The 23142-nt window shown below is 73.3% G+C and carries 25 protein-coding genes; 7 read left to right on the forward strand and 18 right to left on the reverse strand.

Annotated features, from left to right (window positions below):
• Positions 1 to 16: 16 nt before the first annotated feature.
• The 17 genes from H537_RS0128715 to H537_RS46095 all read right to left on the reverse strand — a co-directional run bounded on the left by H537_RS0128715 (position 17) and on the right by H537_RS46095 (position 16808).
• Positions 17 to 1045 carry a hypothetical protein gene (locus H537_RS0128715; protein WP_029000617.1) on the reverse strand — a complete coding sequence of 343 codons (1029 nt, stop codon included), beginning with the start codon at positions 1043 to 1045 and terminating at the stop codon, positions 17 to 19.
• A gap of 4 nt (positions 1046 to 1049) precedes the next feature.
• The gene (locus H537_RS0128720) at positions 1050 to 1724 is read right to left on the reverse strand and encodes a response regulator transcription factor (RefSeq protein ID WP_043460393.1); all 675 of its coding nucleotides are present in this window, start codon (positions 1722 to 1724) and stop codon (positions 1050 to 1052) included.
• Positions 1725 to 1746: 22 nt separating this feature from the next.
• Positions 1747 to 2820, reverse strand: a complete 1074-nt coding sequence (locus H537_RS46080; protein ID WP_029000619.1) for a sensor histidine kinase — start codon at positions 2818 to 2820, stop codon at positions 1747 to 1749.
• On the reverse strand, positions 2817 to 3980 hold the full coding sequence (locus H537_RS0128730; RefSeq protein WP_029000620.1) for a hypothetical protein: 1164 nt from the start codon (positions 3978 to 3980) through the stop codon (positions 2817 to 2819). The genes H537_RS46080 and H537_RS0128730 overlap by 4 nt, the downstream gene beginning before the upstream one ends.
• A gap of 27 nt (positions 3981 to 4007) precedes the next feature.
• Positions 4008 to 4658, reverse strand: a complete 651-nt coding sequence (locus H537_RS0128735) for a DUF6683 family protein (RefSeq protein ID WP_029000621.1) — start codon at positions 4656 to 4658, stop codon at positions 4008 to 4010.
• Positions 4659 to 4755: 97 nt separating this feature from the next.
• On the reverse strand, positions 4756 to 5397 hold the full coding sequence (locus H537_RS0128740; RefSeq protein WP_029000622.1) for a hypothetical protein: 642 nt from the start codon (positions 5395 to 5397) through the stop codon (positions 4756 to 4758).
• A 332-nt stretch (positions 5398 to 5729) separates the two neighbouring features.
• A complete protein-coding gene (locus tag H537_RS0128745; protein ID WP_029000623.1) occupies positions 5730 to 6191 on the reverse strand; it encodes a hypothetical protein in 462 nt (153 codons plus the stop codon).
• Positions 6188 to 7525: a FliI/YscN family ATPase gene (locus H537_RS0128750; RefSeq protein ID WP_043460396.1), complete on the reverse strand. Its 1338-nt coding sequence runs from the start codon at positions 7523 to 7525 to the stop codon at positions 6188 to 6190. The genes H537_RS0128745 and H537_RS0128750 overlap by 4 nt, the downstream gene beginning before the upstream one ends.
• Positions 7522 to 8154 carry a FliH/SctL family protein gene (locus H537_RS49800; RefSeq protein ID WP_029000625.1) on the reverse strand — a complete coding sequence of 211 codons (633 nt, stop codon included), beginning with the start codon at positions 8152 to 8154 and terminating at the stop codon, positions 7522 to 7524. The genes H537_RS0128750 and H537_RS49800 overlap by 4 nt, the downstream gene beginning before the upstream one ends.
• Entirely contained in the window at positions 8151 to 8696 is a 546-nt protein-coding gene (locus tag H537_RS0128760) for a hypothetical protein (protein ID WP_029000626.1), read from the reverse strand. Before H537_RS0128760 ends, H537_RS49800 begins: the two co-directional genes overlap by 4 nt.
• Complete coding sequence (gene sctJ / locus H537_RS46090; protein ID WP_051243442.1) at positions 8693 to 9526, reverse strand: type III secretion system inner membrane ring lipoprotein SctJ; 834 nt, start codon at positions 9524 to 9526, stop codon at positions 8693 to 8695. Before sctJ ends, H537_RS0128760 begins: the two co-directional genes overlap by 4 nt.
• A gap of 264 nt (positions 9527 to 9790) precedes the next feature.
• Positions 9791 to 10207, reverse strand: a complete 417-nt coding sequence (locus tag H537_RS0128770) for a hypothetical protein (protein WP_029000627.1) — start codon at positions 10205 to 10207, stop codon at positions 9791 to 9793.
• 10 nt (positions 10208 to 10217) lie between these two features.
• A complete protein-coding gene (locus tag H537_RS0128775) occupies positions 10218 to 10541 on the reverse strand; it encodes a hypothetical protein (protein WP_238446833.1) in 324 nt (107 codons plus the stop codon).
• A gap of 55 nt (positions 10542 to 10596) precedes the next feature.
• Positions 10597 to 11760: a SctD/MshK family protein gene (locus H537_RS0128780; RefSeq protein ID WP_029000629.1), complete on the reverse strand. Its 1164-nt coding sequence runs from the start codon at positions 11758 to 11760 to the stop codon at positions 10597 to 10599.
• Positions 11761 to 12160: 400 nt separating this feature from the next.
• A complete protein-coding gene (gene sctC, locus H537_RS0128785) occupies positions 12161 to 13993 on the reverse strand; it encodes a type III secretion system outer membrane ring subunit SctC (protein ID WP_029000630.1) in 1833 nt (610 codons plus the stop codon).
• On the reverse strand, positions 13990 to 15948 hold the full coding sequence (locus tag H537_RS0128790) for a flagellar biosynthesis protein FlhA (RefSeq protein WP_029000631.1): 1959 nt from the start codon (positions 15946 to 15948) through the stop codon (positions 13990 to 13992). The genes sctC and H537_RS0128790 overlap by 4 nt, the downstream gene beginning before the upstream one ends.
• Positions 15945 to 16808 (reverse strand): lytic transglycosylase domain-containing protein, encoded by an 864-nt coding sequence (locus H537_RS46095; protein ID WP_084151008.1) that lies wholly within the window; start codon positions 16806 to 16808, stop codon positions 15945 to 15947. Before H537_RS46095 ends, H537_RS0128790 begins: the two co-directional genes overlap by 4 nt.
• 271 nt (positions 16809 to 17079) lie before the next feature.
• Between H537_RS46095 and sctU the strand changes: the two genes are divergently transcribed.
• The 7 genes from sctU to H537_RS0128830 all read left to right on the forward strand — a co-directional run bounded on the left by sctU (position 17080) and on the right by H537_RS0128830 (position 21734).
• Positions 17080 to 18273: a type III secretion system export apparatus subunit SctU gene (gene sctU / locus H537_RS46100; RefSeq protein WP_043460398.1), complete on the forward strand. Its 1194-nt coding sequence runs from the start codon at positions 17080 to 17082 to the stop codon at positions 18271 to 18273.
• Positions 18270 to 18584 carry a FliO/MopB family protein gene (locus H537_RS46105; RefSeq protein ID WP_169517106.1) on the forward strand — a complete coding sequence of 105 codons (315 nt, stop codon included), beginning with the start codon at positions 18270 to 18272 and terminating at the stop codon, positions 18582 to 18584. The genes sctU and H537_RS46105 overlap by 4 nt, the downstream gene beginning before the upstream one ends.
• Before the next feature lie 207 nt (positions 18585 to 18791).
• Positions 18792 to 19517, forward strand: coding sequence for a hypothetical protein (locus H537_RS0128810; RefSeq protein WP_043460400.1), 726 nt, complete (start codon positions 18792 to 18794; stop codon positions 19515 to 19517).
• An 88-nt stretch (positions 19518 to 19605) separates the two neighbouring features.
• On the forward strand, positions 19606 to 20355 hold the full coding sequence (locus tag H537_RS46110; RefSeq protein ID WP_051243450.1) for a DUF6683 family protein: 750 nt from the start codon (positions 19606 to 19608) through the stop codon (positions 20353 to 20355).
• Positions 20356 to 20390: 35 nt separating this feature from the next.
• On the forward strand, positions 20391 to 20837 hold the full coding sequence (locus tag H537_RS0128820) for a hypothetical protein (RefSeq protein ID WP_029000633.1): 447 nt from the start codon (positions 20391 to 20393) through the stop codon (positions 20835 to 20837).
• Positions 20834 to 21061 carry a hypothetical protein gene (locus H537_RS0128825; RefSeq protein ID WP_029000634.1) on the forward strand — a complete coding sequence of 76 codons (228 nt, stop codon included), beginning with the start codon at positions 20834 to 20836 and terminating at the stop codon, positions 21059 to 21061. The genes H537_RS0128820 and H537_RS0128825 overlap by 4 nt, the downstream gene beginning before the upstream one ends.
• A 25-nt stretch (positions 21062 to 21086) precedes the next feature.
• A complete protein-coding gene (locus H537_RS0128830; RefSeq protein WP_029000635.1) occupies positions 21087 to 21734 on the forward strand; it encodes a hypothetical protein in 648 nt (215 codons plus the stop codon).
• 614 nt (positions 21735 to 22348) lie between these two features.
• Here the strand turns inward: H537_RS0128830 and H537_RS49805 are convergent.
• Positions 22349 to 23122 carry a calcium-binding protein gene (locus tag H537_RS49805; RefSeq protein ID WP_051243453.1) on the reverse strand — a complete coding sequence of 258 codons (774 nt, stop codon included), beginning with the start codon at positions 23120 to 23122 and terminating at the stop codon, positions 22349 to 22351.
• Positions 23123 to 23142 lie beyond the last annotated feature (20 nt).

Here is a 23142-nt window from a genome sequence, read left to right on the forward strand (position 1 = left end):
GCGGCGGTTCAAGCCATCACGCCACCGGCAGCGTGGCGTCGTCGGCCTCTTCCAGCGTCTCGATGAACAGCGCCCAGCCGCAGCCCCAGGGCAGTAGCCGGCCGCGCGCCAAGCACAGCGCCGGGGCGCGCTCCTGGGCGCGCAGCCACAGCGACGCGCCCGGGCCCGTGTCCTCCAGCACCGCGCCGGCCTGCCAGCCGGCCAGCGCCGCCAGGGGCTGGCCACGCGGCAGGTCCAGGCGCACTTCGCAGCTCGGACCGTGATCGCCATGAGAACGGAGAAGCTCCGTTCGGGCTGAGCTTGTCGAAGCCCTGTCGCCCGACTGGGCTGCAGGCCCTTCGACAGGGCGTGTCCTGGGCTTGTCGGAAGGCTCAGGGCGAACGGGGTACGAGGTCGAGCCACCGCTTACCGCCCCCAGCCGCGGCGCCAGCGGCGACTCCAGCCGCACCGGCACGCCCGGCGCGCCGTCGCCGTCCTCGCCGTCCGCGCGCAGCAGGCCCTGCCAGGCGGGCTGGAACGATTCGGGCAGCAGCAGCGCACCGCCGGGCTCGATCTGACGCAGCTCCTCGGCCTGCAGCCGCGGGCGCGACAGCAGCAGCTGCGCCGGCACCAGCGGCGGCTGCAGCAATGCGGCCAGGGCGACATCGGGTGTGGGCAGCGCGCGCAGCAGCGCCCAGGGCAGCTCGATGCTGCCCTGCGGCGCGCTGCCGTCCAGGCCGGGGTCCAGCCGCCAGGGCACGCGCACCTGGCTGCCGCGCGGGGCGGGCGCGCGCGGAATCTCGGTCCAGCACCAGTCCAGCGGCTGCCGCAGCCACGCTTCCAGCGCCAGCAGCAGCGGCTCGCAGCGCTGCAGCGCGATGGCGGCGTCCAGCGCGTGGCGCAGCGCCGGCGTGTCGATGCGCAGCCGCAGCGGCCCGGCCGCCACGGCCAGCTCGAACACGCCGCCGCGCGGCGGGCTGGCGGTCCGGGTGAATGCCGCGGCGCTGGGGGACGGGCCGTCGTCCGCGGCCGCCTCGGCGCGCGGGATGTCGAGCACGGCGTTCATGGGCTCAGGCCCGCTGGCTGACCATCATGCGCGTGAGCTGCGCCACGGAGCGCGCCTGCATCTTGGCCATGCCGCGCGCCCGGTACAGCTCCACCGTCTTCACCGACAGCCCGATGCGGTCAGCGATGTTCTTGTTGTAGATGCCCTGGATCACGTAGCCCAGCACCTGGCGCTCGCGCGGCGTCAGCGCCCGCTCGCGCGCGACGAAGCGCGCATGCGCCTGCGCGTCCTCGCCCTCCAGCGCCGTCGGCGCGGCGCTGGCCGCGTGGCGCGGCGCCGGGGCCTCGCCCTCGGCGTGCTCGGCCTGCGCGGTCCAGGCGAAGGCGCTGTGCAGCGCTGCCTCCAGCGTGTCGTCGTCGAAGGGCTTTTCCAGCAGCGTGACCGCGCCCTTGCGCATGGCCTGCACCGCCAGGGGCACGTCGGCATGGCCGCTCATGTAGATCACGGGCAGCGGCGCGCCGCGCTCCAGCAGCGCGTCGTGCACGTCCAGGCCCGACATGCCGGGCATGCGCACGTCCAGCAGCAGGCACGCCTCCTCGGCGCGGTCGCGCCCGGCCAGGGCCTCCAGCGCCTCGTGCGGGTCGCTCCAGGCCCGCACCGTGTAGCCCGCGCCGCCGAGCCAGAAGTCCATCGCGTCGCGGAACTCGGGGTTGTCGTCGAGGATGTAGATGGTGCGCATGGTCAAACTCCTGGCGGACGGTTCACTGCTGGGACGCCGGCAGGCCGACGTGGAAGGTGGTGCCGCGTTCGGGATTGCGGCTGAACCACAGCCGGCCCTGGTGCAGCTCGATGAAGGAGCGGCAGATCGACAGCCCGATGCCCATGCCCGACGGTTTCGTGGAGGCGAAGGGCACGAACAGCCGGGCCTGGGCCTCGTCGTCGAGTCCGCAACCGTTGTCGCTGACCTGCAGCTCCAGCTCGCCGTGGTGGCGCAGCAGGCACAGCGCCAGGCAGGGCTGCGGCGGCGGGTCGGTGCGCAGCGCGTCCAGCGCGTTGCGCATGAGGTTGATCACCACCTGCTGCAGCATCACCTCGTCGCCGCAGACTGTCGCCTCGCCCTCGGGCAGCGCCAGTTCCAGCCGCGTGCCGCTGCGCTGCAGGTCCCAGTCCAGCAGCGGCACGGTGGCGCGCAGCAGCCGGTTGAAATCCAGCTTCACGCGTCGCGGCTGGTGCGAGTGGGTGAACTCGCGGATGCGGGCGATGATGCGCGCGGCAAACATGGCCTGGTCGATGGCGCGGTCCAGCGCCTGCGCCTCGGCCTCCTGCAACCGCCCGCTGCTGCGCCGCGACAGCCGCGAGCGCAGCCCGCGCAGCAGGTTGGCGCAGGCGCCGATGGGCTGGTTGATCTCGTGGGCCAGCGTGGTGGCCATCTCCCCGACCGACAGCACGCGCGAGGTGAACAGCAGCTGCTCGCGGGCATCGAGCTGGCGCTGCAGCGCGCGGCCCTGCTCGCGGCGGTCGGCCAGGCGCAGCAGTCGCTGCCCTTCCGAGGGTGCCGACAGCTCCGCCTGCCACTCGTGCGCGTCGCCCAGGATCAGGCACTGGGTCTGGTCGCCGTCCTTGCCCAGCGCCGCTGCCAGGCCGGGCAGCGCGTGCTCCAGCTGCACCAGCGCCGTGCCGGCGCCCAGCGTGGGCAGCAAGCGTTGCCAGGCGGGGCTGGTCCAGGCGACGCGGTGCGCAGCCGGGTCCAGCGCGGCGACGGCGTCGCCCAGGGCGGCAAAGCCGGCGTGCGCGGGCGCGGCGGTCTGCTCGGGCAGGTCGAGGACGGCGTTCATTCCGATGCTCCATCACGAGTAGGGGCGGTGGCGCTGACCCCGGCCAGCGGCAGCGGGCACACCACCAGCAGCGCGCTCCACTGCACGCCCAGCGCGTTCCAGAAGCTGCGCGCCGCGGCGATGCGCAGCGTCACGGCGCCGGGCGGGCGCTGTTCGGACAGCACCGGGCCGAGCTGCACGCCGCACGCGGCGGCCTGCGACGCGTCCGCGGCCACGAGGCGGCGGCCGTGGCGCGGGTGGTGTTCCTTGACCAGGCGCGCATGGCACCAGCGCGCGCCGCGCGGCGCCTCCCGCCATTGCAGCCAGGCCTCGAAGCAGGGGCCGGCCAGTCGCACCGAGGCGCCGTCGCGGCCCGCCGTCGCCTGCGGCGCCAGCACGAAGGCCCACGCCATGCCCTGCGGCGCCGGGCGCTGCGGGCAGGCCAGGATCACGATCCGCCCGCGCTGCCATTGCTCGGCCGCCGCGCGCAGCGCCGGTGGCGCGTCGGCCGCGCACAGCGCCGCGTGCAGCGCGTGCAGCAGCGTGTCCAGGCGCGCATCGGCGGCGTCGAAGACCAGCGGCGCGGCGGGTGCCTGCTTGCCGGTGTCTTCTTCCGGCGCTTGTTCATCCGCCGCGTCGTCGCCGCGCGCGTCCCGCTCGGCCGGCTCGCGCTCCGCCTCGCCGTCCTGCGTGCGCGAGCGCTCCTGCAGCGGTTGAGGCTGCGGCAGCATCCAGCCGTAGCCCGGATCGACCTGCAGCCCCACCAGCAGCGCCGGCGCAAGTTGCGCGTCCGGCAGCGCGAAGTCCCCGGTGCTGCCCTCGGCCGCCGGTGCCGCCGGCACTTCGGGCTGAGGCTGAGGCGCCGTGTTCGCGTTCTGGGGCTGCGGCCGGCCAAAGGTCTGCAGCATCGCCGTCTCGGCCGCCGGGTCGGTGGACGGCAGCGGCGCGCCCGAGGGCTCCTGCAGGGCGGCGGCCTGCGCCGGGCCGAGCAGGCGTTCGGCAAGGCCTTCGCGCTGCAGCAGCCGGCCCAGCGCGTCGGCCGGCTGCGCCGCGGTGCCGCCGGGCGTGCCGGATGCGGCGCCCGCTGTCTCCGCCTGCACGGCTTCCGCGACCGCGTCGGCCAGGGCCTGGGCCACGGCCGCGAGGGCGTTCTGCGCGGCTTGCAGGGGCGAGGCGTCCATGGCCTGGATGCGGTGGCCGGTGCTTCTTCAGGCGGCGCAGGCCACGGCCTCGCGCAGCACCAGCCCCTGGGCGCCCAGCATCAGCTGCTCCGGCTCCAGGCTCAGCAACTCGATGAGGTAGCCGCGCGCGGCCTGGCGCACGTTGGCCATGGCGGCGGGGCCCTGGCGCAGCGCCAGCGTCCAGGTCTCGGACACCAGCACCGCCAGCAGCGCGAACTTCTCGAAGTAGATCTGCTGCTCGCGCTCCGGGAGCAGCGACAGGCCCACGCGCAGCACGCCGGCGAGCTGGCGGTGCAGCGCCTCGAACTGCTCCGGCGTCACCTCCAGGCCCTGCACCGCGCGCAGGTTCGCGGCCACGAAGTGCGCTGCCGCGATGCCGATGTCGTCGCCCTGGGGCTGCGGCTGCTTCTGCACGCTGGCGCCGGCCGCCATCACGCGCCGGTAGTGCGCCAGGCAGCGCACGTACAGCGCGCGGCGTTCCTCGCGCGCGGCGGCGCTGCCGGGCTGCGCGTCGGCCATCAGCGCGGGGGCGCGCGGCACGCGGGCCTGGGGCACGGTCAGCGGCGCCGTCTCGGCCATCGCGGCGTGCACGGCCGCGGCATCGATGAGCGTGCGGCGCACGCGCTGCGACAGCGTCCGGGCCGCGGTGGTGGCCGTGGCGAGCTGGGGCATGTTCATGCGGAGGTCTCCTGGATGCCGCTGCCGCGGCGCCCCGGCGCGCGGCCCCGGATCGCCAGGGGCGGCGGGGCGCTGCGGTCGGGGGCGGGGTCGGCGTTCACGGCTGGTCGTCGGGCTGATCGGCGTGGGTGTGGGGAAGCAGTTCCAGCGCTTCGTGCGGCAGGGCCTTGGCGCGCAACCGCTCTTCAAGCCGCCCTAGGTTGCGGCGCAGCTCCTGGGGGTTCAAACCGTTCGCGCCGATGGACAGGGCCCAGCGCGCGCCGGCCACCGGCGCCACGGCATGCAGCGTCACGCCGCCGCCCAGCGGCTCGCGCAGCGAGACCTCGAAGGCGCGCGCCCCTTCCAGTCCGGAAGCGCCGGCCGGCTGCGACAGCTCGCCGCGCAGCGCCGCGGGCGGCGGCTCCACCAGGCCGCGCGCGGAAGGGGCGGCCTCGATGGGCGCGGGCGGCTGCACCTGGGCCAGCGCAAGGGCGAAGGCGGCGGGCAGGGCGGGAGCGGGGGAGGCGAGCGGCGCGGCGTCGTTGCGGGGCTCCTCGGTGTCGAGGTCGGTTTCCGTTTCGGCCTGGGCCTGGCGGCCGGGCTGGCGCTCCTTGCCCTGGAGCTGCGAGCGCTGGTGCAAGGCGCGCTCGAAATCGGCGACGTCGCGGGTGTCGGGAGTGGCGCGGCGGTCGGCGTCGCGGGATGAGGCGGGGGTTGAGGAGCTGGTGCGGGAGGAGGAAGAAGCGGCAGTGGAATTCATCAGATCGGCTCCAGGCGGACAGACGAGGCAAGGGCCGTAGCCCGGACAAAGGAAGGTCGCTGGGCGTGGGCCGTGAGCTGCTTCGTTGCGCTCTCTACTTCGTCACTCCCGCAAAGGCGGGAGTCCAGGCGGTCCCCACGTCGGCTGGCGGCACATCGGGTGGCACGCCAAGGCCTTCTGGCTCGCTTCGCGGCACCCGTACGCCGCTGTGGCGTGGGGCCGCCTGGATTCCCGCCTTCGCGGGAATGACGGAGCGGTGGGCGAAGCCGGCCAGCTCACGAGCAGCGTCCTCAAAGTCATTGCCCCTGTGTTGCCTGTCTCCCGCGTGAGGTTCACCCCCTGCGCCGCCCCTGGTCCTCCAGCTCCACCTCCCCGCGCCGCTCCACCGCCCGGGCCAGCTCGCGCCGTGCCTCGTCGGCCAGGCTGCGCACGGCGTCCTCGCCGGCGAGCGCGCGCGTGAGCTCGGCGCGGGCCTTCTGCAGCGCCTCCTGCTTGGCCTCCAGGTGCTCCTCGTCGTCAATCAAGGTCACTTCCAGCCGCTCCAGCCGGTCGGCCAGGCGTTCGCGCTCGGCCGCGGCGATGCCGTGCCAGCGCGGCAGCGCCGCCGCCTGCTCGTGCACCAGGCTGTGCGAGAGCTGCTTCATGTCCTGCCGGCAGCCTTCGATCGCGCGCTGGCTCTGGTGCACCGCGTGCAGCGCCTCGTCCACCTGGACCTGCGCCTCCGCACAGCGCGTGCGCAAGCGCTGCACGCGCAGCGCGCGCAGCCGCAGGAGCTGCTGCGCCTCGCGGATCACCCGACCGTCTCCCGCAGCCGCGCCAGGGTCTCGTCGAAGGGCGTGGGCTCCTCGGCGTGCTGCTGCAGCAGCGCCTTGATCGCCGGCATGCGCTCGATGGCGGCATCGGCCACCGGGTCGCTGCCGGCCTGGTACTCGCCCACGCGCAGCAGGAATTCCACCTCCGCGTGCCGCGCCATCAGCGTGCGCAGCCTGGCCGCGGACTCGCGGTGCGGCTTGTCCGCCACGCGCGTGAACACCCGGCTGGCGCTGCCCAGCACGTCGATGGCCGGGTAGTGGTGCGCCTGCGCCAGCTTGCGCGACAGCAGGATGTGCCCGTCCAGGATGGATCGCACCTCTTCCGCCACCGGGTCGCTGTTGTCGTCGTCCTCGGCCAGCACCGTGTAGAAGGCCGTGATGGAGCCGTGCGCGTCGTTGCCCGCGCGCTCGAAGAGCTTGGGCATCTCCGCGAACACCGAGGGCGGATAGCCCCGGCGCACCGGCGGCTCCAGCGCCGACAGCCCCAGCTCGCGCAGGCCGCGCGCGAAGCGGGTGACGGAGTCCATCAGCAGCAGCACGCGCTTGCCTTCCCTGCGGAAGCCTTCGGCGATGGCCGTGGCCGCGTAGGCCGCGCGCACGCGCTCCAGCGCCGGGCGGTCGGAGGTGGAGACCACCACCACCGAGCGCGCGAGGCCGTCCGCGCCCAGGCTGTCGTCCAGGAACTCGCGCACCTCGCGCCCGCGCTCGCCGATGAGCGAGATCACGTTCACGTCGGCCTTGGCGCAGCGCGCGAGCATGCCCAGCAGCGTGGACTTGCCGCCGCCGGCCATGGCGAAGATGCCCACGCGCTGCCCTTCGCCCACGGTCAGCGCCGAGTCGATGGCGCGCACACCGGTGGGCAGCGCGGTGTCGATGCCGCGGCGCTTGAGCGGCGAGGGCGCCTCGGCGTGCAGCGGCGTGCTGTCGAGCTGGCGGGGGTCCAGCGGCCGGTCGTCCAGGGGGCGGCCGAAGGGGTCGATCACGCGCCCCAGCAGCGCCGGCCCGCAGGGCACGCGCGCTTCCTCGCTGAGCGCCTGCACCGCCGCGCCCACGCTCAGGCCCAGCAGCGGGCCGTAGGGCGCGAGGATGGCCTCCGGCCCGGCGAAGCCGATCACCTCCGCCATCAGCGGCTCGCGCGCCGACAGGCCCTCGGCCGCGTCGAACACCCGCACCTGCTGCCCGATGCGCGCGCGCAGCCCGGTGGCGCGCAGCACCGTTCCGCCGGCCTGCACCACGCGGCCCTGCTCGGCCACGGTGCGGGTGCCGTGCAGGGCGCGCAGCAGGCGGTCGGATTCGGGGGTGGTGAGGGGGGTCATGGCGCGTCCTCTTCCGTCGTCTGCGGCGCCCACGCCTGCTCCAGCCGCGCCAACTGTGCTTCCAGCGACGCGTCGATGCAGCCGTGCTCCGTCTCCAGCCGGCAGCCGTCCGGCGCGCACGCGGCGTCGCCGCGCACCTCGATCTCCGGCGATGGCGCCCCGCGTGCCGCCAGCCGCGCGTGCACGGCCTCAGCCTGGTCCGGATGCACGGCGAGCACCAGCGGCTGCGCCGGCACCACCTCGGCCGCGGCGGTTTCCGCCAGCGCCGCCAGCACCTCGTCGGCGGCCAGGCGCCCAAGCAGCTTGCGCACCACCTGCAGCGCCAGCACGCCGGTGTCGCGGCGCAGCCGCTCGCGTTCCTGGGCGGCTGCCTGCGCGAGCTGCCGCAGCGTGGCGGCGACTTCGTCCCGGGCGGCCAGGCGGCCTTCCTCCAGTCCTTGCGCCTGGCCTTCCGCGCGCGCCGTCTCCAGCACCGCGGCGATGCGCTGCGCCTCGTGGCGCTGCAGCTCCGCCAGCTCGGCGCACAGCCGCTGCGCGTCCTGCAGCACCGGCACCTCGGCCGCGCGCAGCACCAGGCGCGGCGAGGCGATGCGCGTGGCCCCGTCGGCCTGCCACAGCAGCCAGCTCATGAGTGGGCCTCCAGCGCCTCAATGGCCGCAGTCAGCGCGCGCGCCGCGTCGGGCGGCAGATCCAGCGGTGCAGGCATCGCCAGCAGCGGCGACGCGGCGCGGCGCAGCACAGCCGGCTCCAGCGCGGCCAGCAGCACGGCCGCACCCAGGGCCTGCAGCCGTGGCGCCACCGGCAGGCCTTCACCCAGGCGCGGCGGCGTGACGCCGGCCGGCAGCAGCGGCGCGGGCCGTGCCAGCAGCGCCTTCCACCAGCGCTCGCCCACGGCGGCGTGCACGGCCGCCACCAGCGGGCGGGCGATCCACAGGCGCAGCTCGGCGTTGCACAGCAGCGCGCCGGCGCGGCACTGCAGCCGGTCGGCCGCCGCGGCGTCCAGCGCCAGCCAGGCGGGGGCGCGGTCCAGCGTGTCCCATTCGATCTCCGCCGCCAGCGCGGGCGCGGCCACGAGCAGCTGCTCGGCGATGGCGGCACGCCGGCGGCGGCGGGTGTAGACGGCGGCGGCGTCCAGCGCGGCGGTGGCGTGGCCTTGCGCCTGCGCGCTCATTGCGCCTTCTCCGCCGCGCGGCGCAGCATGGCCTGCAGCCGCTCCTGCGTCATTTCGGGCGTGGGCAGCGCCGGGCGCGAGGGCGAGGCGGCGCCGTCCGGCTGGCCGGCCGTGTCGCGGCGGCGCAGCCACAGCATCCCGCCGCCGCCCAGCAGCAGCACGCCGCCGAGGGTGCCGGCCATCAGCGGCAGCGGCAGGCCCGCGGTGGTGGCGCTGGCGCCCGCGGCGGGGACGGGGGCCGGCGTGGCCTGGGCCGGGCGCGGGGCCGACAGCTCCTCGGCCGGGAACAGCGCCACGGTCACGTTGTCGTAGGGCAGGCCCTCGATGCTGTTGACCACCAGGGCCTTGATCTGTGCCACCTGCGCGGTCATGTCCTTGTCCGGGCGGTGCTTGATGAACACCGAGGCCGCCGAGGGCGTGGCCTTGTCGGCCAGCGGATGGCGCTCGGGCATGACCAGGTGCACGCGCGCCTGCACCACGCCGTCGATGCTGGCCAGGGTGTTGGAGATCTCCTGCGACATGGCGTGCACCAGCCGCGCGCGCTCCTCCAGCGGCGAGGAGACGAAGCCCTCGCGCTTGAACACCGTGCCCATGGTGTCGTAGTTCTCCCGCGGGTAGCCCTGCGCGGCCAGCGCGCGCACCGCGGCGGGGAAGTCGTCGCGCTGGGTCTGGATGGCGAACACGCCGTCCTTGCCCTGCTTGTCGGCCTCGATGCCGGCGCTGCGCAGCACGGCCACCATCTCGTTGGCCTGGCGCTCGGAGAGCTGGCCGTAGAGCTCCTGCTCGTTGCAGGCGGTGAGGAAAGGGAGGGCCAGGGGAAGCAACAGCATGGGCCGCAGCCGTGAGCCGATTCGCTCCGCACCCCGACCCGTCATTCCCGCGAAGGCGGGAATCCAGGCGGCCCCACGCCGGAGCGCAGCACCCAAGCAGGCCAACCGTTGCCCCGTCCTTGCCGGGCCGACCTGTCTCGCTTCCGGCTGGCTTGGAGACCGCCTGGATTCCCGCCTTCGCGGGAATGACGAAGCAGTCGGCGCAACGGCTTCGCTATCGGGATGCACGTTCTGCATGGCAAGCCTTCTGGATGGTTGAACCACTCACGCCTGTTGCTTGAACAACTGCTGCAAGCCGTCCGAAGTCCGGTTGGCGATGTTCGAGGTGAGCTGGCAATGGAACATGAACTCCTGGCAGCGCACGGTGAGCATCACCACCTCGCCCGGCGTCATGGACGCGCCGCCGGCCTGGGCGTTGTGGGCCTGGGCGGCCAGCTGCGTGGCCTCGGTGTTGATGAAGTCGAAGGGCCGCATGAGCTGGCGCGCGGCCTCGTTGGTGGCCTCCACCGGCCGGGCCTCCAGCCGTGCTCCCACGCGCGCCAGCGCGCCCTCGAAGCCGCTGAAGTCGCCCAGGGCCACGCCGTAGCCGGCCTGCACCGGCGCGCCGCCGCCGGCCTGCAGCGCGCCGGCGGCGCCACCGCCCGGACCTCCGGCCACCAGGGCCGCGATCTCCATGCTCATGGCGCTGTCCTCACTGCTTGCGCGCCATCGTGTCGAGCGCCTGCCCGATCGAGGAGATGGCGGTGTGCGAGGTGTTGGACAGGAAGCTCATCTTCAGCGACTGCGCCGAGAGCTCCGTGATCGCGCCGGGCGTGTCGTCGCCCCCGGACACGATGTCCGACTGCTGCTGGATGCGCCCGGCCTGCGCGTCCAGCGTCTGGCCCCAGGCGCGGGCCATGGCCTCGAACCAGAGGCCGCTGCCGCCCTTGCTGTTGCTGCTGCTGCCGCTTTGCTGCATGGGCGCCGCGGCGATCAGGGCCAGGGCGTTGTTGGGGTAGTTGGTGGTGGTGGTCATGGCGGGTCTCCTTTCCTCGGGTGGTCCTGGTGGATGCTGGGTTGCACGGGGGTGCTCAGAAGTTCAAGGTCGATTCCTCCCCGCTGCGCTCCAGCGTCACGCGCTGGCCGTCGATGCGGGTGATGCGGTGTCCGGTGGGCAGCATCGCGCCCACGAAGTAGCGCGCGCCGTCGGCGGTGACGAGGTAGGCCGGGTCGCCGGGCACCAGCGAGGCGATGCGCTTGCCGGGGTCGTCGGGCACCGGCGGCGCCGGGGGCGGCGCGGGCTTGGCGCGGTTCACGACCGACAGCCGCGCCAGGCCGCGCACGTCGCGGCGCACCACCTCCTCGGCGCGGGCCAGGCGCTGCGCATCGGGCTCGCTGGCCTCCACCGCCACCTCGCCCGCGCCCTGCACGCGCGCCTGCACCGGCACGCCATTGAGGCGGAAGGTGTCGGTGACGTCGCGCGCCAGGCCCTCGTCGACCTGGACCTGCAACTGCACCGGCTGCGCGGACGCGCTGGGCTGCCGCGCCAGCCAGGCGTCCAGCCGCGCGCGCTCGGCCAGCGTCGCGAGCCGGCCCTTCAGCTCCGGCCGGCCGGCGGTGTCCCAGGCCACGGTGAGCGACGCGAACTCGCTGCGCTGCAGCGCCTCGGCCAGCGACGGCGGCTTCACGGCCGCCACGGCCGTGCTGTTGCCCATGCCGTGCACCAGCGCCAGCGTCAGCGCCGCCATCCCGCCCAGCGTGGCCAGCAGGCCCAGTGGCAGCAGCCAGGCGGCGCCGGGACGGCGCTTGGCGGCCGGCAACCGGGCTACCTGGGCGATGGCGGCCTGCGCTTCCCCGGCGGCCTGCGCGGCGACGTCGGGATCGGCGTCGGCTGGCGCGTCCCAGTCGGCGCTGCCGGCCGGGCCGAAGGCCACCACGGTGCCGCCCAGGCGCAACGCGGCGCGCGGCGGCCAGGGCGCGACGCGGCCGCTCTCCAGCGTCTCCCCGGCGAGGTCCACGCTGCCGGCCAGCACTTCCAGCAGCGCGTGGCCGCCGGCGGCGGCGATGCGCACGCGCGCGGCGGGACCGGCGGGGTCGTGCAGCAGCAGGTCGGCGCTGCCGTCATCGATGAGGGTGTCGGCCACGGCCAGCACGCAGGTGCCGGCCAGCGGCGCCCGCGCCCCGGCCTGCGGGCCTTCCAGGACACGCAGCTCCAGGGCGTCGTCGTCCAGGGCGGAGAAGGCGGTGTGGTCCATGCCTGTTGTCCTTTCGTTGCGATCTCAAGCAGGTGCTGAAAGCGCCTTGTCATGCCCGCGAGGGCGCTGTGCTGTCGGGGGAAAGCGGCTGAGCGCTGGCCGTGAGCTGGGTTGCCCCGTTAACTGCTTCGTCATTCCCGCGAGGGCGGGAATCCAGGCGGCCCCACGTTGGCGCGAAGTCAGGGTGCTGCGAACCGACCCTCCAAGCCTTCCCGGCCTTCCGCCCGATCTGCTTCCGGTGGACTCGGGGGCCGCCTGGACTCCCGCCTTCGCGGGAGTGACGAGTCGGGGTGCGAGCCGACTTGGCTTGCGAGATGCCACGGGGCAGCACTTTCCCCGGACAGCACTGCGCGGGAGCAGCCATGGCATGCATTTCTTCATCAGCCGTCAGTTGCCGCTGTCAGCGCCCGGGGCTCATCGCATCCAGGTCGATTTCCACCGGCGCGCGCTCGGGCGTGTAGCGCGCGCCGGCGGCCGGGGCGGCGGCCACCGGCGGGACGGCCGGCTGCAGCGCGGTGTTGGTGGGCGCCGGGCGCGAGGAGGCCAGGCGCGGCGTGATCAGGAACATGCGTTCGATGCGCGCGCTGCTGCTGGTCTTGTTCTTGAACAGGTTGCCCACCACCGGCACGTCGCCCAGGCCCGGCACCTTGTCCACGTTGGCAGAGCTCACCTCGCGCGTCATGCCGCCGATGAGCAGGCTCTCGCCCTCGGCGATCAGCGCCTGCGTGTTGATGCTGGAGCGCTCGACGATCGGGATCTGGTCCACCTGGCGCCCGGTGAGCGAGCCGTCCTCCACGTTGACCAGCAGCTTGATGCGCGTGGCGTCCTGGTCGCGGAACACGTGCGGCGTCACGCGCAGCGAGGTGCCGGCGCTGACGTTGAACAGGTCCACCTCCTCGCGCCCAGCCACGCGCACGAAGAAGGTGGAGGTGTTGTCGAACACCGCTTCCACGTTGGAGAGCGTCACCACCTGCGGGCTGGAGACCACGCGCGCCGCGCCCTCGGCCTGCAGCGCGTTGATGCGCGCGATGAACTGCCCCAGCGAGCCCAGCACCGTGGTGGCCACGCCGCCGCGGCCCAGCGTGCCGGCGGCCAGGTTGCCGAAGGAGGCGGAGTTGCCGGCGTTGTTCCAGCGCCAGTTGACGCCCAGCTCGCGCAGCCGGTCGGTGTTGACGTCGATGATGGTCGCCTCGATCTCCAGCGACTGCGGCTCCACGTCCAGCGCGGCGATGAGCTGCTCGTAGCGCACCAGCCGCTCGGCCACGTCGCGCACGATGATGGCGTTCAGGCGCGGCTCGGCCTCGATGGTGACCTGGCGCGGGTCGTAGGCCACCGCCGGCCCGGCCGGGGCGCTGGCCGTGGGGCTTTCGCCCGCGGGCGCCGCGGTGCTGTTGAGCGCGTTGACCAGCGCATCCACCGCGCGGCCGCGCGCGGCGTCGGCCGACTCCTTGCCGCGCTCGGCCGACGTGGGCGCCACGCCCTGCGAGGACAGGCCCTGGCCCTTGAGCTTGGGCAGCGTCGGCCGCAGCGCGACGTCCTGCGCGCCTGCACCACTGGGGCGCGAACCCACCAGCGAGCGCAGGATGGACGCCACCCCGGGCACCACGATCTGCCGCCCGCCGAGGTTCACGGTGGTGTCCTGCGCCCAGGCGTAGCGCAGGTAGAAGACCTTGAAATCCATCTGCCCCGGCACGGCCGGCGCGGTGGCCGCGGTCTGCACCGACTGCGCGGCGCGGATGAGCTCGTCCACCTGCTCGGCGAAGCGCTTGGTGCCGCTGATCACGAGCTGGCTGCCCGCGGTCAGGCGCAGCGTGTTGCGCGCGTCGGGCAGGCCCAGCGCCTGCGCCTCGCGCATCACGCGCTCGGCGGCGGCGGGCGCCAGGGCCTGGCTGCGGTTGACCAGCTCGGCGGCCGGCACCACGTGCATGGCCGCGCCGTCGTAGTAGGTCACCAGGTTGTAGACGCGCGCCACGTCGCGCAGCACGCGCTCGGCCGGGCCGCTGAAGTTGCCGTTGACGCTGCCCGCGAGCTGCGGGCTGATCACGGCCGGCACGTCCACCGAGGCGAAGAGGTTCTGCAGGAACGCGGCCACCGGCTGCTCGCGCGCGGTGAGCGTCAGCGGGCGCGCCGCGTTGGGCATCGGTGCGGCCAGTGTGGTGGCCGTGGCGGCGGCGCAGAGCAGGGCGCAGGCGGCGCGGCGCAGGGCGCGCGGCAGGGCAGTGACGGTGTTCACGCGGCCTCCAGCATCGGCGCGGCCGGCAGGGCCACGCGTTCGAGCACGTCGAGCTGCAGCGTGGGCATGAGCTCGTGATAGGACAGCACGGGGGTGTCGAAGCACTCGGCCTCGACCAGTCGCCGCACGTGCCAGCGGATGTCGATGGGGGTGAGCAGCGCCGAGGGCTGGTGGCGGTGCACCGCGGCGCACAGCGCCTGGCTGATGCGCTGCGCCACCGCCGGCTCCAGCGCCAGCTGCGAGCCGCTGCTGTTGGTGCGCACGCCCTGGCGCAGCAGGTCTTCCAGCGCCGGGTCCAGCATCAGCGCGCGCAGCTTGCCGGTGGGCGCCACCTGCCAGCTGATCTGGCGCTTGAGCGCGATGCGGGCCAGCTCGGCCAGCGAGTGCGCGTCCTTCTCGCGCTGCGCGGCGTCGGCCAGCGCCTCCAGGATGTCGCGCAGATTGCGGATGGAGACACCTTCGCCCACCAGGCGGCGCAGCACCTCGGCCACGCGCTGCATGGGCAGCGCGCGCAGCACCTCCTTGACCACGTCGGGCATGTCGGTGGAGGCGCGGGTGAGCAGCAGCGTGGTGTCCTGCGTGCCCAGGAACAGCGGCGTCTGCCGGCGCAGCGCGTGCCGCAGCGCGTCGGCCAGGCCGCGCGCCACGTCTTCCGTGGGCAGCGGCCCGTGCGCCAGCGGCACCTCGAAGGCCAGCAGCTCCCAGTCGTCCTCGCCCGCGCCGTGCAGGTGCACGCGCGGCAGGTGCAGGCCGAGCTGGAGCTGGAAGTCGTCCAGCACCTCCTCCAGCGCGCGGGCCAGCCTGGCGGCGCCGTCGTCCGCCAGCAGCCGCGACGGCACGCGCAGCAGCAGCGGCACGGCGGGGCGCGCCTGCGGCAGCGCGGTGGAGGTGACCTGCGGCGCGGTCTGCAGCCGCTTCACGAGGCCGCGCACGGCCGGGTTGCGCGCCTGGGCCAGGCGGTCGCGCCAGGCCGGGGTGAGCAGCACGCCGGCGCCGATGCACAGCAGCGCCAGCGACAGGAAGGCGCCGATCGGGAAGCCCGGCACCAGGCACATCAGCACGCAGATGCCGCCGGCCACCAGCAGCACGCGCGGCTTGGCGGTGATCTGCTTGCGGATGGCGTCGCCCAGGTGCTTGTCGTCGTCGTCGCCGCTGCGGGTGACGATCAGGCCCGCGGCCATGGCGCCCAGCAGCGCCGGCACCTGCGCCACCATGCCCTCGCCGATGGTCAGGATCGAGTACTTGTGCACGGCGGTGCCAACCGCCATGTCCTGCATCACCACACCCACGGCCAGGCCGCCGAGCAGATTGATGGCGATGATGACGATGCCGGCGATGGCGTCGCCCTTCACGAACTTCATGGCGCCGTCCAGGCTGCCGTGGAGCTTGCTCTCCTGCTCCAGCGCCTTGCGCTTGCGCCGGGCCTCGTCCTTGTCGAGCAGGCCCGAGCGCAGGTCGGAGTCGATGGAGAGCTGCTTGCCGGGCATGGCGTCCAGCGAGAAGCGCGCCGCCACCTCGGCCACGCGCTCGGCGCCCTTGGCGATGACGATGAACTGCACCACGGTGATGATCAGGAACACCACCAGGCCGACCACGAGGTTGCCGCCGGCAACGACCTTGCCGAAGGTGTCGATGATGTGGCCCGCGTCGCCGTGCAGCAGGATCATGCGCGTGGTGGCGATGGACAGCGAGAGGCGGAAGAGGGTGGTCATCAGCAGCACGCTGGGGAACACCGAGAACTCCAGCGGCGACTGGATGTAGATGGCCAGCAGCAGCAGCATCAGCCCGGAGGCGATGTTGGCCGCCACCAGCAGGTCGATGAGCCACAGCGGCAGCGGCAGCACCATCAGCGCCACGATGGCCACCACGCCCGCGACCAGCAGCAGGTCGCTGTAGCGCGCCAGCAGGCTCTCAGGCGCCTTGGCCGAGCCCCGGAAGAAGTCGGCCATGCTCATGACGGGCTCCCAGCCTTGGCGACGATCTGGCCCGTGGGCGAGACGCTGAACTCCTGGTGGAGCCGGCGGTACACCGCCGTCACGTCGCGCACGTAGGCCTGGGTCTCGGCGTAGGGCGGCACGCCGTTGTACTTGGCGACCGCGCCTTCGCCGGCGTTGTAGGCGGCGAGCACGCGCGCGAGGTCGGCGCCGAAGCGCTGCTGCAGCGTGCGCAGGTAGGCGGCGCTGGCCTGGGCGTTGGTGCCGGCGTCGAGCAGTGCGCCGGCGTCGCTGCCGGCGCCGAAGCGCTTGCCGGTGGCGGGCATCACCTGCATCAGGCCGCGCGCGCCGGCGTGCGACACGGCGGCGGCGTTGTGGCGCGACTCCACGTGCGCGATGGCGTGCATCAGCAGCGGGTCGACGCCGTTGGCCTGCGCCGCCGACATCAGCGCCGGGGCGACCACCAGCACGCGGCGGCCGTGGCTGTCGTTCACGGGCGCCGGGGCACGGCGCGGGGCGGGCAGCATCTGCGGCTGCACCTGCGGATCGGCCGGCTCGGCGTAGGGGTCGGCGGCGGGCTCGGCCACGCGGATGGTCACCGAGGCCGGGCCGCGGTTGTAGAGGTCCAGCTGCGCGGAGCGGTGCAGCTTCGCCTCGCCGTTGAGCACCGCGCACTCCTGGGCGATGAGGCGGAACTTCTCGGTGCTGGGGCCCTTCTCGGCGGACTTGGCATCGGGCAGCGGGCCGCTGCAGACCTGCTGCGCCCGGGCCTGCGGCGCGGCGGCCAGCAGCGCGGCGAGCAGCAGGCTGCCATACATGAACGCGAGGCGCTGCGGTTGTGAGGGGCGGAGAGCAGTTGTTCTGATGGCAGGCGGCTTCATGGGGCGCTCCAGGCTGGGAACCAGGTAGCGCTGGGTTGCCGCTGCGGGGCGGGCGGTTCATGCCGCGCGCAGCTCGGGCGTGCGCTTCCCCCCAGGCGCGGCGGGTCGCCGGCCACGGCGTCGTCGAACACGTGCGGAAGTTCACGCTCGCCCCGTGCGTTGCACCGCGCGCCGCGCCGGCGCATCGGATTGGTAACACCCGCAGTTGGGAATGAACCTGATCGGCAATGGCCGCAACGCAGGGCCATCACCACCTCTCGCGGGAGCTGCCATGGCCGAGGACAGCGGCGACAAGACCGAGAAACCCACACCCAAGAAGCTGCAGGACGCGCGCAAGAAAGGCGACGTGCCCAAGAGCAAGGAGCTCACCAGCACGCTGCTGCTGGGCGTGTGGCTGGGCCTGGGCACCTTCGCCGTGGACCAGGCGGCCCAGCGCGTGGGCGCGCTGTTCGAGGCCTTCTTCGTCACCATCGGCCAGGGCTGGACCCTCACGGGCTTTGCCGGCGCGGTGCGCGCGCTGGGCATGCAGGCGCTCGAAGCCGGGCTGCTGCTCACCGCGCTGCTGCTGGCGCCGGTGGCCGCGGCGGGGCTGCTGATCGACTTCCTGCAGATGGGGCCGATCCTGACCTTCGAGAAGGTCAGGCCCAAGCTGGAGAACATGAACCCGGTCGAGGGCGTCAAGCGCATGTTCTCGATGGACAACCTGGTGGAGCTGCTCAAGGCCGTGGTCAAGGCGGCGCTGCTGCTGTTCATCGGCTGGCTGGTGCTGCGCGCGGCGCTGCCGCAGCTCGTGGGCCTGGCGCGCTCGCCGCAGACCTCGCCGCAGCTCATCGGCACGGTGGCCTGGGAGCTGAGCTCGCGGCTGGTGACGTGGACGCTGGGCGTCTTCGCCTTCGTGGCGCTGCTGGACGTGGTCTACCAGCGCCACTCCTTCGAGAAGAAGATGCGCATGAGCCTTCGCGACATCAAGCAGGAATACAAGGAGAGCGAGGGCGACCCGATCATCAAGCAGCAGCGCAAGCAGGCCCACCAGGAGTGGTCGCAGCAGAACCAGACCCAGGCCGCGCGCAACGCCAACGTGCTGGTGGTGAACCCCACGCACGTGGCCATCGCCATCGACTACGACCGCGAGACCTCGCCCGTGCCCACCATCGCCGCCAAGGGCGAGGACCACGTGGCGCGCGCCATGCGCGAGGCGGCGGAGGAGGCGGGCGTGCCCATCGTGCGCAACGTGCCGCTGGCGCGCGACCTGCTGGCGCGCGGCGAGATCGGCGAGATCGTGCCCGGCGACCTGTTCGAGATCATCGCGGAGGTGGTGCTGTGGGCGCGCGAGGTACGCGAGCGCGTCGATGCCCAGCGCCGCGAAGCCGACGGCGAAGTCGTGCCCCCGCTGCCCGCGCCGCGCCTGCAGGCGCCCGGCGAAGACCTCACCCACTACCCGGATGAATCATGGAACCGTTCGTGAGCAACTTCGCCCGCATGCTGGCGGCGCTGGCCCTGGTGTTGGTGCTGGCGTGGATCGCGCTGCGCGTGCTGCGCGGCCGCCTGGGCCGCGGCACGGGAGCCCAAGCAGGCCGTGCCGGCGGCAACGGCGAGGCGCTGCGCTTCGTGCGGGCGCTGCCCGTGGGCACCAAGGAGCGCGTGGTGCTGGTGGAGCACCGCGGCGAGCGCTGGCTGCTGGGCGTGACGGCCGGGGGCATCAGCACCATCGCGCACTGGAGCGCACCCGCCACCGCCCTTGAAAAAACCCTGCCCGGCGGGCCTTCCGACTGGTAACGCTACTGACTGCGGCCGCTACGCACTGCCGCAGGTCCCGACTTTCGGCGAAGGCTTCCATCGCCTTCAATGGAGACCGTCAGCGATGCAAAACCAACGGTTGAAGCAGCGCAGGCGAAAAGCAGCTCCGCAGCGATGCGGACGGTTACCTCAGCAACCAGGGCGCGGTTTCAAGCCTGAAGCGCCCGATACTCGAAGGAGTTCACCATGTTTCCTGTGATCGGTGCAATTGGCAGCATGCTCGGCGGCGCTGGCGGTGTTGGCGGCCTGCTCGGCGGTGGTGGCCTGATCGGCTCGGTGATGGACGTGGGCAAGCTGCTCATGCCCGGCGCCGGCATGGCGGGCAGCCTCATCAACAACCTGATGGGCGGTGCCATCGGCAATGCCGTCAAGGGCGCCGTGGACCAGCTGTGCAAGGACGCCGGCATGCCCAAGTTCATCGGCGACATCATCAAGAAGGCTGTGGACCAGGCCGTGGGCCAGCACCAGCAGCATTGCGGCACGGAGGGCGGCGGCATCGCCGACAAGCTGGGCAAGGCCTTCGAGGACTTCGGCAAGGGCCTGCTGAAGGACATCGTCGATGCCTTCCAGCAGTACAAGAGCGACGCCCGCCAGAACGGCGCCGAGAACGCCGGCGGCAAGGGTGCGGGCGGCGCCGAGGGCGGCAAGGGCGGCAAGAGCTGGTTCGTGGCGCTGATGAAGGCGCTGGGCGAGGTGCAGAACCAGCAGGCTGCCAAGCTGGAGAAGCTCTCCAAGGAGGTGTCGGACGTGCTGGGCGCAGGCAACGACTCCGCCGGCTCGCAGAAGGCGCAGTTCGACAAGATGGAGGAGTTCAAGGCCGAGTCCAAGCTGCAGGAAGTGCTGGCCAACGTCACCAAGTCCATCGGCGACGCCATCGGCAACTCCATCTCCACGGTGGCCCGCGCGCAGTAAGCCCGCAACCGGGGCACGCCAGTGCCGGGCGGCGGAGGTGCCCAGGTCGGGCGCCTGCCGCCGCCTCATCTTTTCCAAGGAGCCGTGCATGGATGCCAGGAAAGTGCTGCTCGCGCTGGGCGTGGCCGCCGCTGCCGCCTCGGCCGCGCTGCCGCTGCGGGCGCAGGACATGGACTGGGCGCGCCGCGACCACGACTTCGCCACGCGCCAGCTCGACGACTTCATGTGGCGCCACCAGCGCAGCCTGGTCAATCCGGTGGCGCGCGCGGTGCAGCGCAACGCCCAGCAGGGCGCCGCGCCGCAGCGCCAGACGCCGCCCGTGACGGGCCAGGCCGCCGCCGCGAGCACCGTGGTACCCGAGCGCGCAGCGCAGGTGCCCGCGGCGATGGCGGCGCCCTACCCGGCCGAGGAGCGCGCGCGCGTGCAGCGCACCTTCGAGCAGCTGCTGCAGCTGCACCAGGCCGTCGAGCGCAAGTTCGGCGTGCCCGCGCGCGACCTGGCCGGGGCCGCCGCGGCTTACCTGACCGGGGCCTACATGGCCTATCACCACACCAACGTGCCCGACGAGTGGTTCCTGCCGCTGGTGGCGCAGATGCGCGGCATCCTCGCCGCCGAGCCGGCGCAGGCCAATGCGCCGCTGCCGGTGCGCCAGGAGATGTACGAGCAGCTCGCCATCGTCGGCATGTTCGCCGCCGTGATGCAGCTGGGCCTCAAGCAGCAGCCCGATGCCGCCATGGAGCAGCGCATGCGCTCGGCCGGCAAGGACTACCTGGAGCAGCTGCTCAAGGTCGATGCCGACCGCGTGCAGCTCACCGCGCAGGGGCTGGTGGTGCGCTAGCCCGGCATTCCCCGCAACAACAACGGAGGCCGGCCGTGATCTTTCCCGTTGCTCCCATCTATGGCTTCTTCTTCAGATCCATCGCGATCCTGGAGCCGGTACAGGACACGCACACGGACCGTTCCGGCGCAGTGCTGCCGGCGTCCACTGGCGGCGCCGCCCCGCTGGACACGGGCGGCCCGCCGTGGCTCAGCGTCGAGACCGTGACGACGCGCTGGGTGCTCAAGGGCTACGAGCTGCGCCCGGTGGGCGTGTGGTATCCCATGGTCAACCCCGGCTGGGACCATTGCGTGGACAACGACCCGGCCGAGATCCACGACCGCGCCGTGCGCGAGGAGGAGAGCCGCGCCGTGCGCCTGCGCGAGCCGCCGGAGCCGGCGTGGCTGGACCCGCTGCAGCAGCCGCACCATCCGAGCGCGCTGGAGGAGCTGGCCGCGTCGCTGGCCGAGCCGCGGCCCACGCATGAGGGAGATGCCTCATGAACGGCATCCCGACCTGGATGGCGGGCGTGGCGTGGCCGGCCTCGCCACGCCCGGCCGCGGCCGCACCCGCGGCGGAGACCCGCGGCCCGGCCGCCTGGTTCGATGACGTGCCGGGTGCCGTGGACATCAGCGCCGACCTCTCGCCGTCCGCGCGCGGATTGAGCGTCGAGGCGCATGCGGGCCGGGTGCTGGAGCTGCTGGTGGGCGGGCGCGGGCCGGCCTGAGGACGATTCCTTCAGGGGAAAAGCCATGGCCGTCCTGCTGTCTGAACCCCAATGGGCCGCTGCCGCGCAGGCGCTGGTGGACGGCTGTGTCGACCTGCCCAGCGACGAGGAGCGCGTCGCGCTGCTGGCCGCCGTGGCGCAGGGGCTGGGCGACGAGCTGTACCCGGCCTTCATCCGGCTGCTGTGGCTCATCGGCCGGCACGGCGACCACGCGGCCAAGGCTGCGGTGGCGCGGGCGCTGGTGCATGCGCTGCGCACCGGGCGGCTGCCCAGCGGCCGGCGCAGTGCCTGGGGCGCGGACATGCCCGGCGGCGGCGAGGCGGCGGCCTGGGGCCGCACGCGCCAGCTCGATCCGCTGGAATACCTGTGCGCCTGGCATGCGCAGACCGACCCGGTGTGCGCGCTCAGCGCGGAGCAGTTCCACGTGGCCGCGCGGGCGCTGATGGACCTCATCGCCTGCAGCCCCGAGGCGCGGCTGCTGTACTGCGAGAAGCTGCTGGCCGATTCGGGCGATCCCATCGGCGGGGCGCTGTCGCGCGCCACGCGCGAGGCGCTGCGCGCACTGGCCCATGCCTGGAGCCAGGGGGCGGACTCCTTTGACGCCAGCGCGCGTTTCCTGTGCACACTTCAGCGCCCGCGTGCCGATGCGCTCTCGGCCCTGGCCGAACGTTGAGCGCGGCGGGCGGGGGCCGAATAACCAAAGTCATCCGGGCGCGGGTCAACCGATTGGCGCCCGCTGCCGTTGCAGGCAGTTCCAGATTTCAGGAGGGAGCGGCAGCGCCACGGCGCTGGGCCGCCATTGAGGGGAAGCGCCGAGCGCGCACCGCGGGCTGCCGGCCGGACCGGCAGCCCGCGGCAGCGGCCTCTGAAGCCGGCTAGAGGTGCCTTTGCTGACAGCTCACTTGGGAAAGTGAGTCGTCACATCGGCTTTCCGCGTGGGCGCGCTGGTGTCCGGGGAAATTGCCAAGCCGTGGCATCTCGTGAGTCGAGCCGCTTCGCACCCTGATTCGTCACGTCCGCGCGGGCGGGAGTCCAGGCGGCCCCCAAGCCGCCGTCAGCAGTTCGGGTTGAATGCCGGCCTTGGGTCCTGGTTCTCTGCACCCAGGCTTCGCGCTGACGTGGGGCCGCCTGGATTCCCGCCTTCGCGGGAATGACGGACCAGGGAGGTTGCCGCCCGTGCTTCGTCCTGCAAGCAAACCTCGACCTTGCCTTGCCACCCCTGAAAAAACCAATGCCCGCTTGCGCGGGCGCTTCCCCGGCGCGGGCCGGGGTGGGGCAGGTGAGGGCTCAACGCCTGAACAGGTCGGCCCAGTCGAAGCGCACGTGGTCCAGCCCCGGGCCGCCGTGGTTGATGTCGTGGCCCGGACCGCCGTCGAGCTGGTCGCAGCCGGGGCCGCCGTCGAGATGGTCGTTGCCACGGCCTCCGTGCAGCTTGTCGTTGCCGCGACCGCCGTCCAGGTGGTCGTTGCCGCTGCCACCATCGATGTGGTCGTTGCCGTCGCCACCATGCAGGTGGTCGTTGCCGCGCCCGCCGTCGATGTAGTCGTTGCCACGGCCGCCATCGATGTGGTCGCGGCCGTCGCCGCCGCGCAGCTGGTCGTTGCCGTCGCCGCCGTCGATGTAGTCGTTGCCCTTGCCGCCGCGGATGTCGTCATTGCCGCGCCCGCCCAGCAGCACGTCGTTGCCGCGCCCGCCGTCGATCTTGTCGTTGCCGCCGCGGCCCAGGATGACGTCGTTGCCGTCACCTCCCTGGAGCTTGTCGTTGCCGCCGCCGCCGATCATCACGTCGTCTCCGCTGCCGCCGTTGGCCTTGATGTCGGCCTTGACGTCGGCGTCGACCACCATGACGTCGTTGCCAGCGCCCAGGTTGAACTGCGTGTTCTCCAGCTGCTGCTTGGTCATGAGCTGCGTCTGGCCGTTGACGTTGACTTCGTACAGGCCCAGCTGCCCGAGCAGCCCGTCGGCCTTGGAAACGTGCACGAAGTCGTCGCCCGAGGTGCCGTTGACGGTATTGGGGGTGGGGGGCGGGAAGCAGCCGCCGGGACCGATGGACATGGACATGGTGGACTCCTTGGTGGTGG

It is taken from the genome of Azohydromonas australica DSM 1124 (assembly GCF_000430725.1).
GTDB classification, from domain to species: domain Bacteria; phylum Pseudomonadota; class Gammaproteobacteria; order Burkholderiales; family Burkholderiaceae_C; genus Azohydromonas; species Azohydromonas australica.

What these genes read in the sequence shown, in the direction of transcription:
- H537_RS0128715 (WP_029000617.1), bottom strand. Translation starts at nt 1,045, where the DNA reads ATGAACGCCGTGCTCGACATCCCGCGCGCCGAGGCGGCCGCGGACGAC.
- H537_RS0128720 (WP_043460393.1), bottom strand. Translation starts at nt 1,724, where the DNA reads ATGCGCACCATCTACATCCTCGACGACAACCCCGAGTTCCGCGACGCG.
- H537_RS46080 (WP_029000619.1), bottom strand. Translation starts at nt 2,820, where the DNA reads ATGAACGCCGTCCTCGACCTGCCCGAGCAGACCGCCGCGCCCGCGCAC.
- H537_RS0128730 (WP_029000620.1), bottom strand. Translation starts at nt 3,980, where the DNA reads ATGGACGCCTCGCCCCTGCAAGCCGCGCAGAACGCCCTCGCGGCCGTG.
- H537_RS0128735 (WP_029000621.1), bottom strand. Translation starts at nt 4,658, where the DNA reads ATGAACATGCCCCAGCTCGCCACGGCCACCACCGCGGCCCGGACGCTG.
- H537_RS0128740 (WP_029000622.1), bottom strand. Translation starts at nt 5,397, where the DNA reads ATGAATTCCACTGCCGCTTCTTCCTCCTCCCGCACCAGCTCCTCAACC.
- H537_RS0128750 (WP_043460396.1), bottom strand. Translation starts at nt 7,525, where the DNA reads ATGACCCCCCTCACCACCCCCGAATCCGACCGCCTGCTGCGCGCCCTG.
- H537_RS49800 (WP_029000625.1), bottom strand. Translation starts at nt 8,154, where the DNA reads ATGAGCTGGCTGCTGTGGCAGGCCGACGGGGCCACGCGCATCGCCTCG.
- H537_RS0128760 (WP_029000626.1), bottom strand. Translation starts at nt 8,696, where the DNA reads ATGAGCGCGCAGGCGCAAGGCCACGCCACCGCCGCGCTGGACGCCGCC.
- sctJ (WP_051243442.1), bottom strand. Translation starts at nt 9,526, where the DNA reads ATGCTGTTGCTTCCCCTGGCCCTCCCTTTCCTCACCGCCTGCAACGAG.
- H537_RS0128770 (WP_029000627.1), bottom strand. Translation starts at nt 10,207, where the DNA reads ATGAGCATGGAGATCGCGGCCCTGGTGGCCGGAGGTCCGGGCGGTGGC.
- H537_RS0128775 (WP_238446833.1), bottom strand. Translation starts at nt 10,541, where the DNA reads ATGACCACCACCACCAACTACCCCAACAACGCCCTGGCCCTGATCGCC.
- H537_RS0128780 (WP_029000629.1), bottom strand. Translation starts at nt 11,760, where the DNA reads ATGGACCACACCGCCTTCTCCGCCCTGGACGACGACGCCCTGGAGCTG.
- H537_RS0128790 (WP_029000631.1), bottom strand. Translation starts at nt 15,948, where the DNA reads ATGAGCATGGCCGACTTCTTCCGGGGCTCGGCCAAGGCGCCTGAGAGC.
- H537_RS46095 (WP_084151008.1), bottom strand. Translation starts at nt 16,808, where the DNA reads ATGAAGCCGCCTGCCATCAGAACAACTGCTCTCCGCCCCTCACAACCG.
- sctU (WP_043460398.1), top strand. Translation starts at nt 17,080, where the DNA reads ATGGCCGAGGACAGCGGCGACAAGACCGAGAAACCCACACCCAAGAAG.
- H537_RS0128810 (WP_043460400.1), top strand. Translation starts at nt 18,792, where the DNA reads ATGTTTCCTGTGATCGGTGCAATTGGCAGCATGCTCGGCGGCGCTGGC.
- H537_RS46110 (WP_051243450.1), top strand. Translation starts at nt 19,606, where the DNA reads ATGGATGCCAGGAAAGTGCTGCTCGCGCTGGGCGTGGCCGCCGCTGCC.
- H537_RS0128825 (WP_029000634.1), top strand. Translation starts at nt 20,834, where the DNA reads ATGAACGGCATCCCGACCTGGATGGCGGGCGTGGCGTGGCCGGCCTCG.
- H537_RS0128830 (WP_029000635.1), top strand. Translation starts at nt 21,087, where the DNA reads ATGGCCGTCCTGCTGTCTGAACCCCAATGGGCCGCTGCCGCGCAGGCG.
- H537_RS49805 (WP_051243453.1), bottom strand. Translation starts at nt 23,122, where the DNA reads ATGTCCATGTCCATCGGTCCCGGCGGCTGCTTCCCGCCCCCCACCCCC.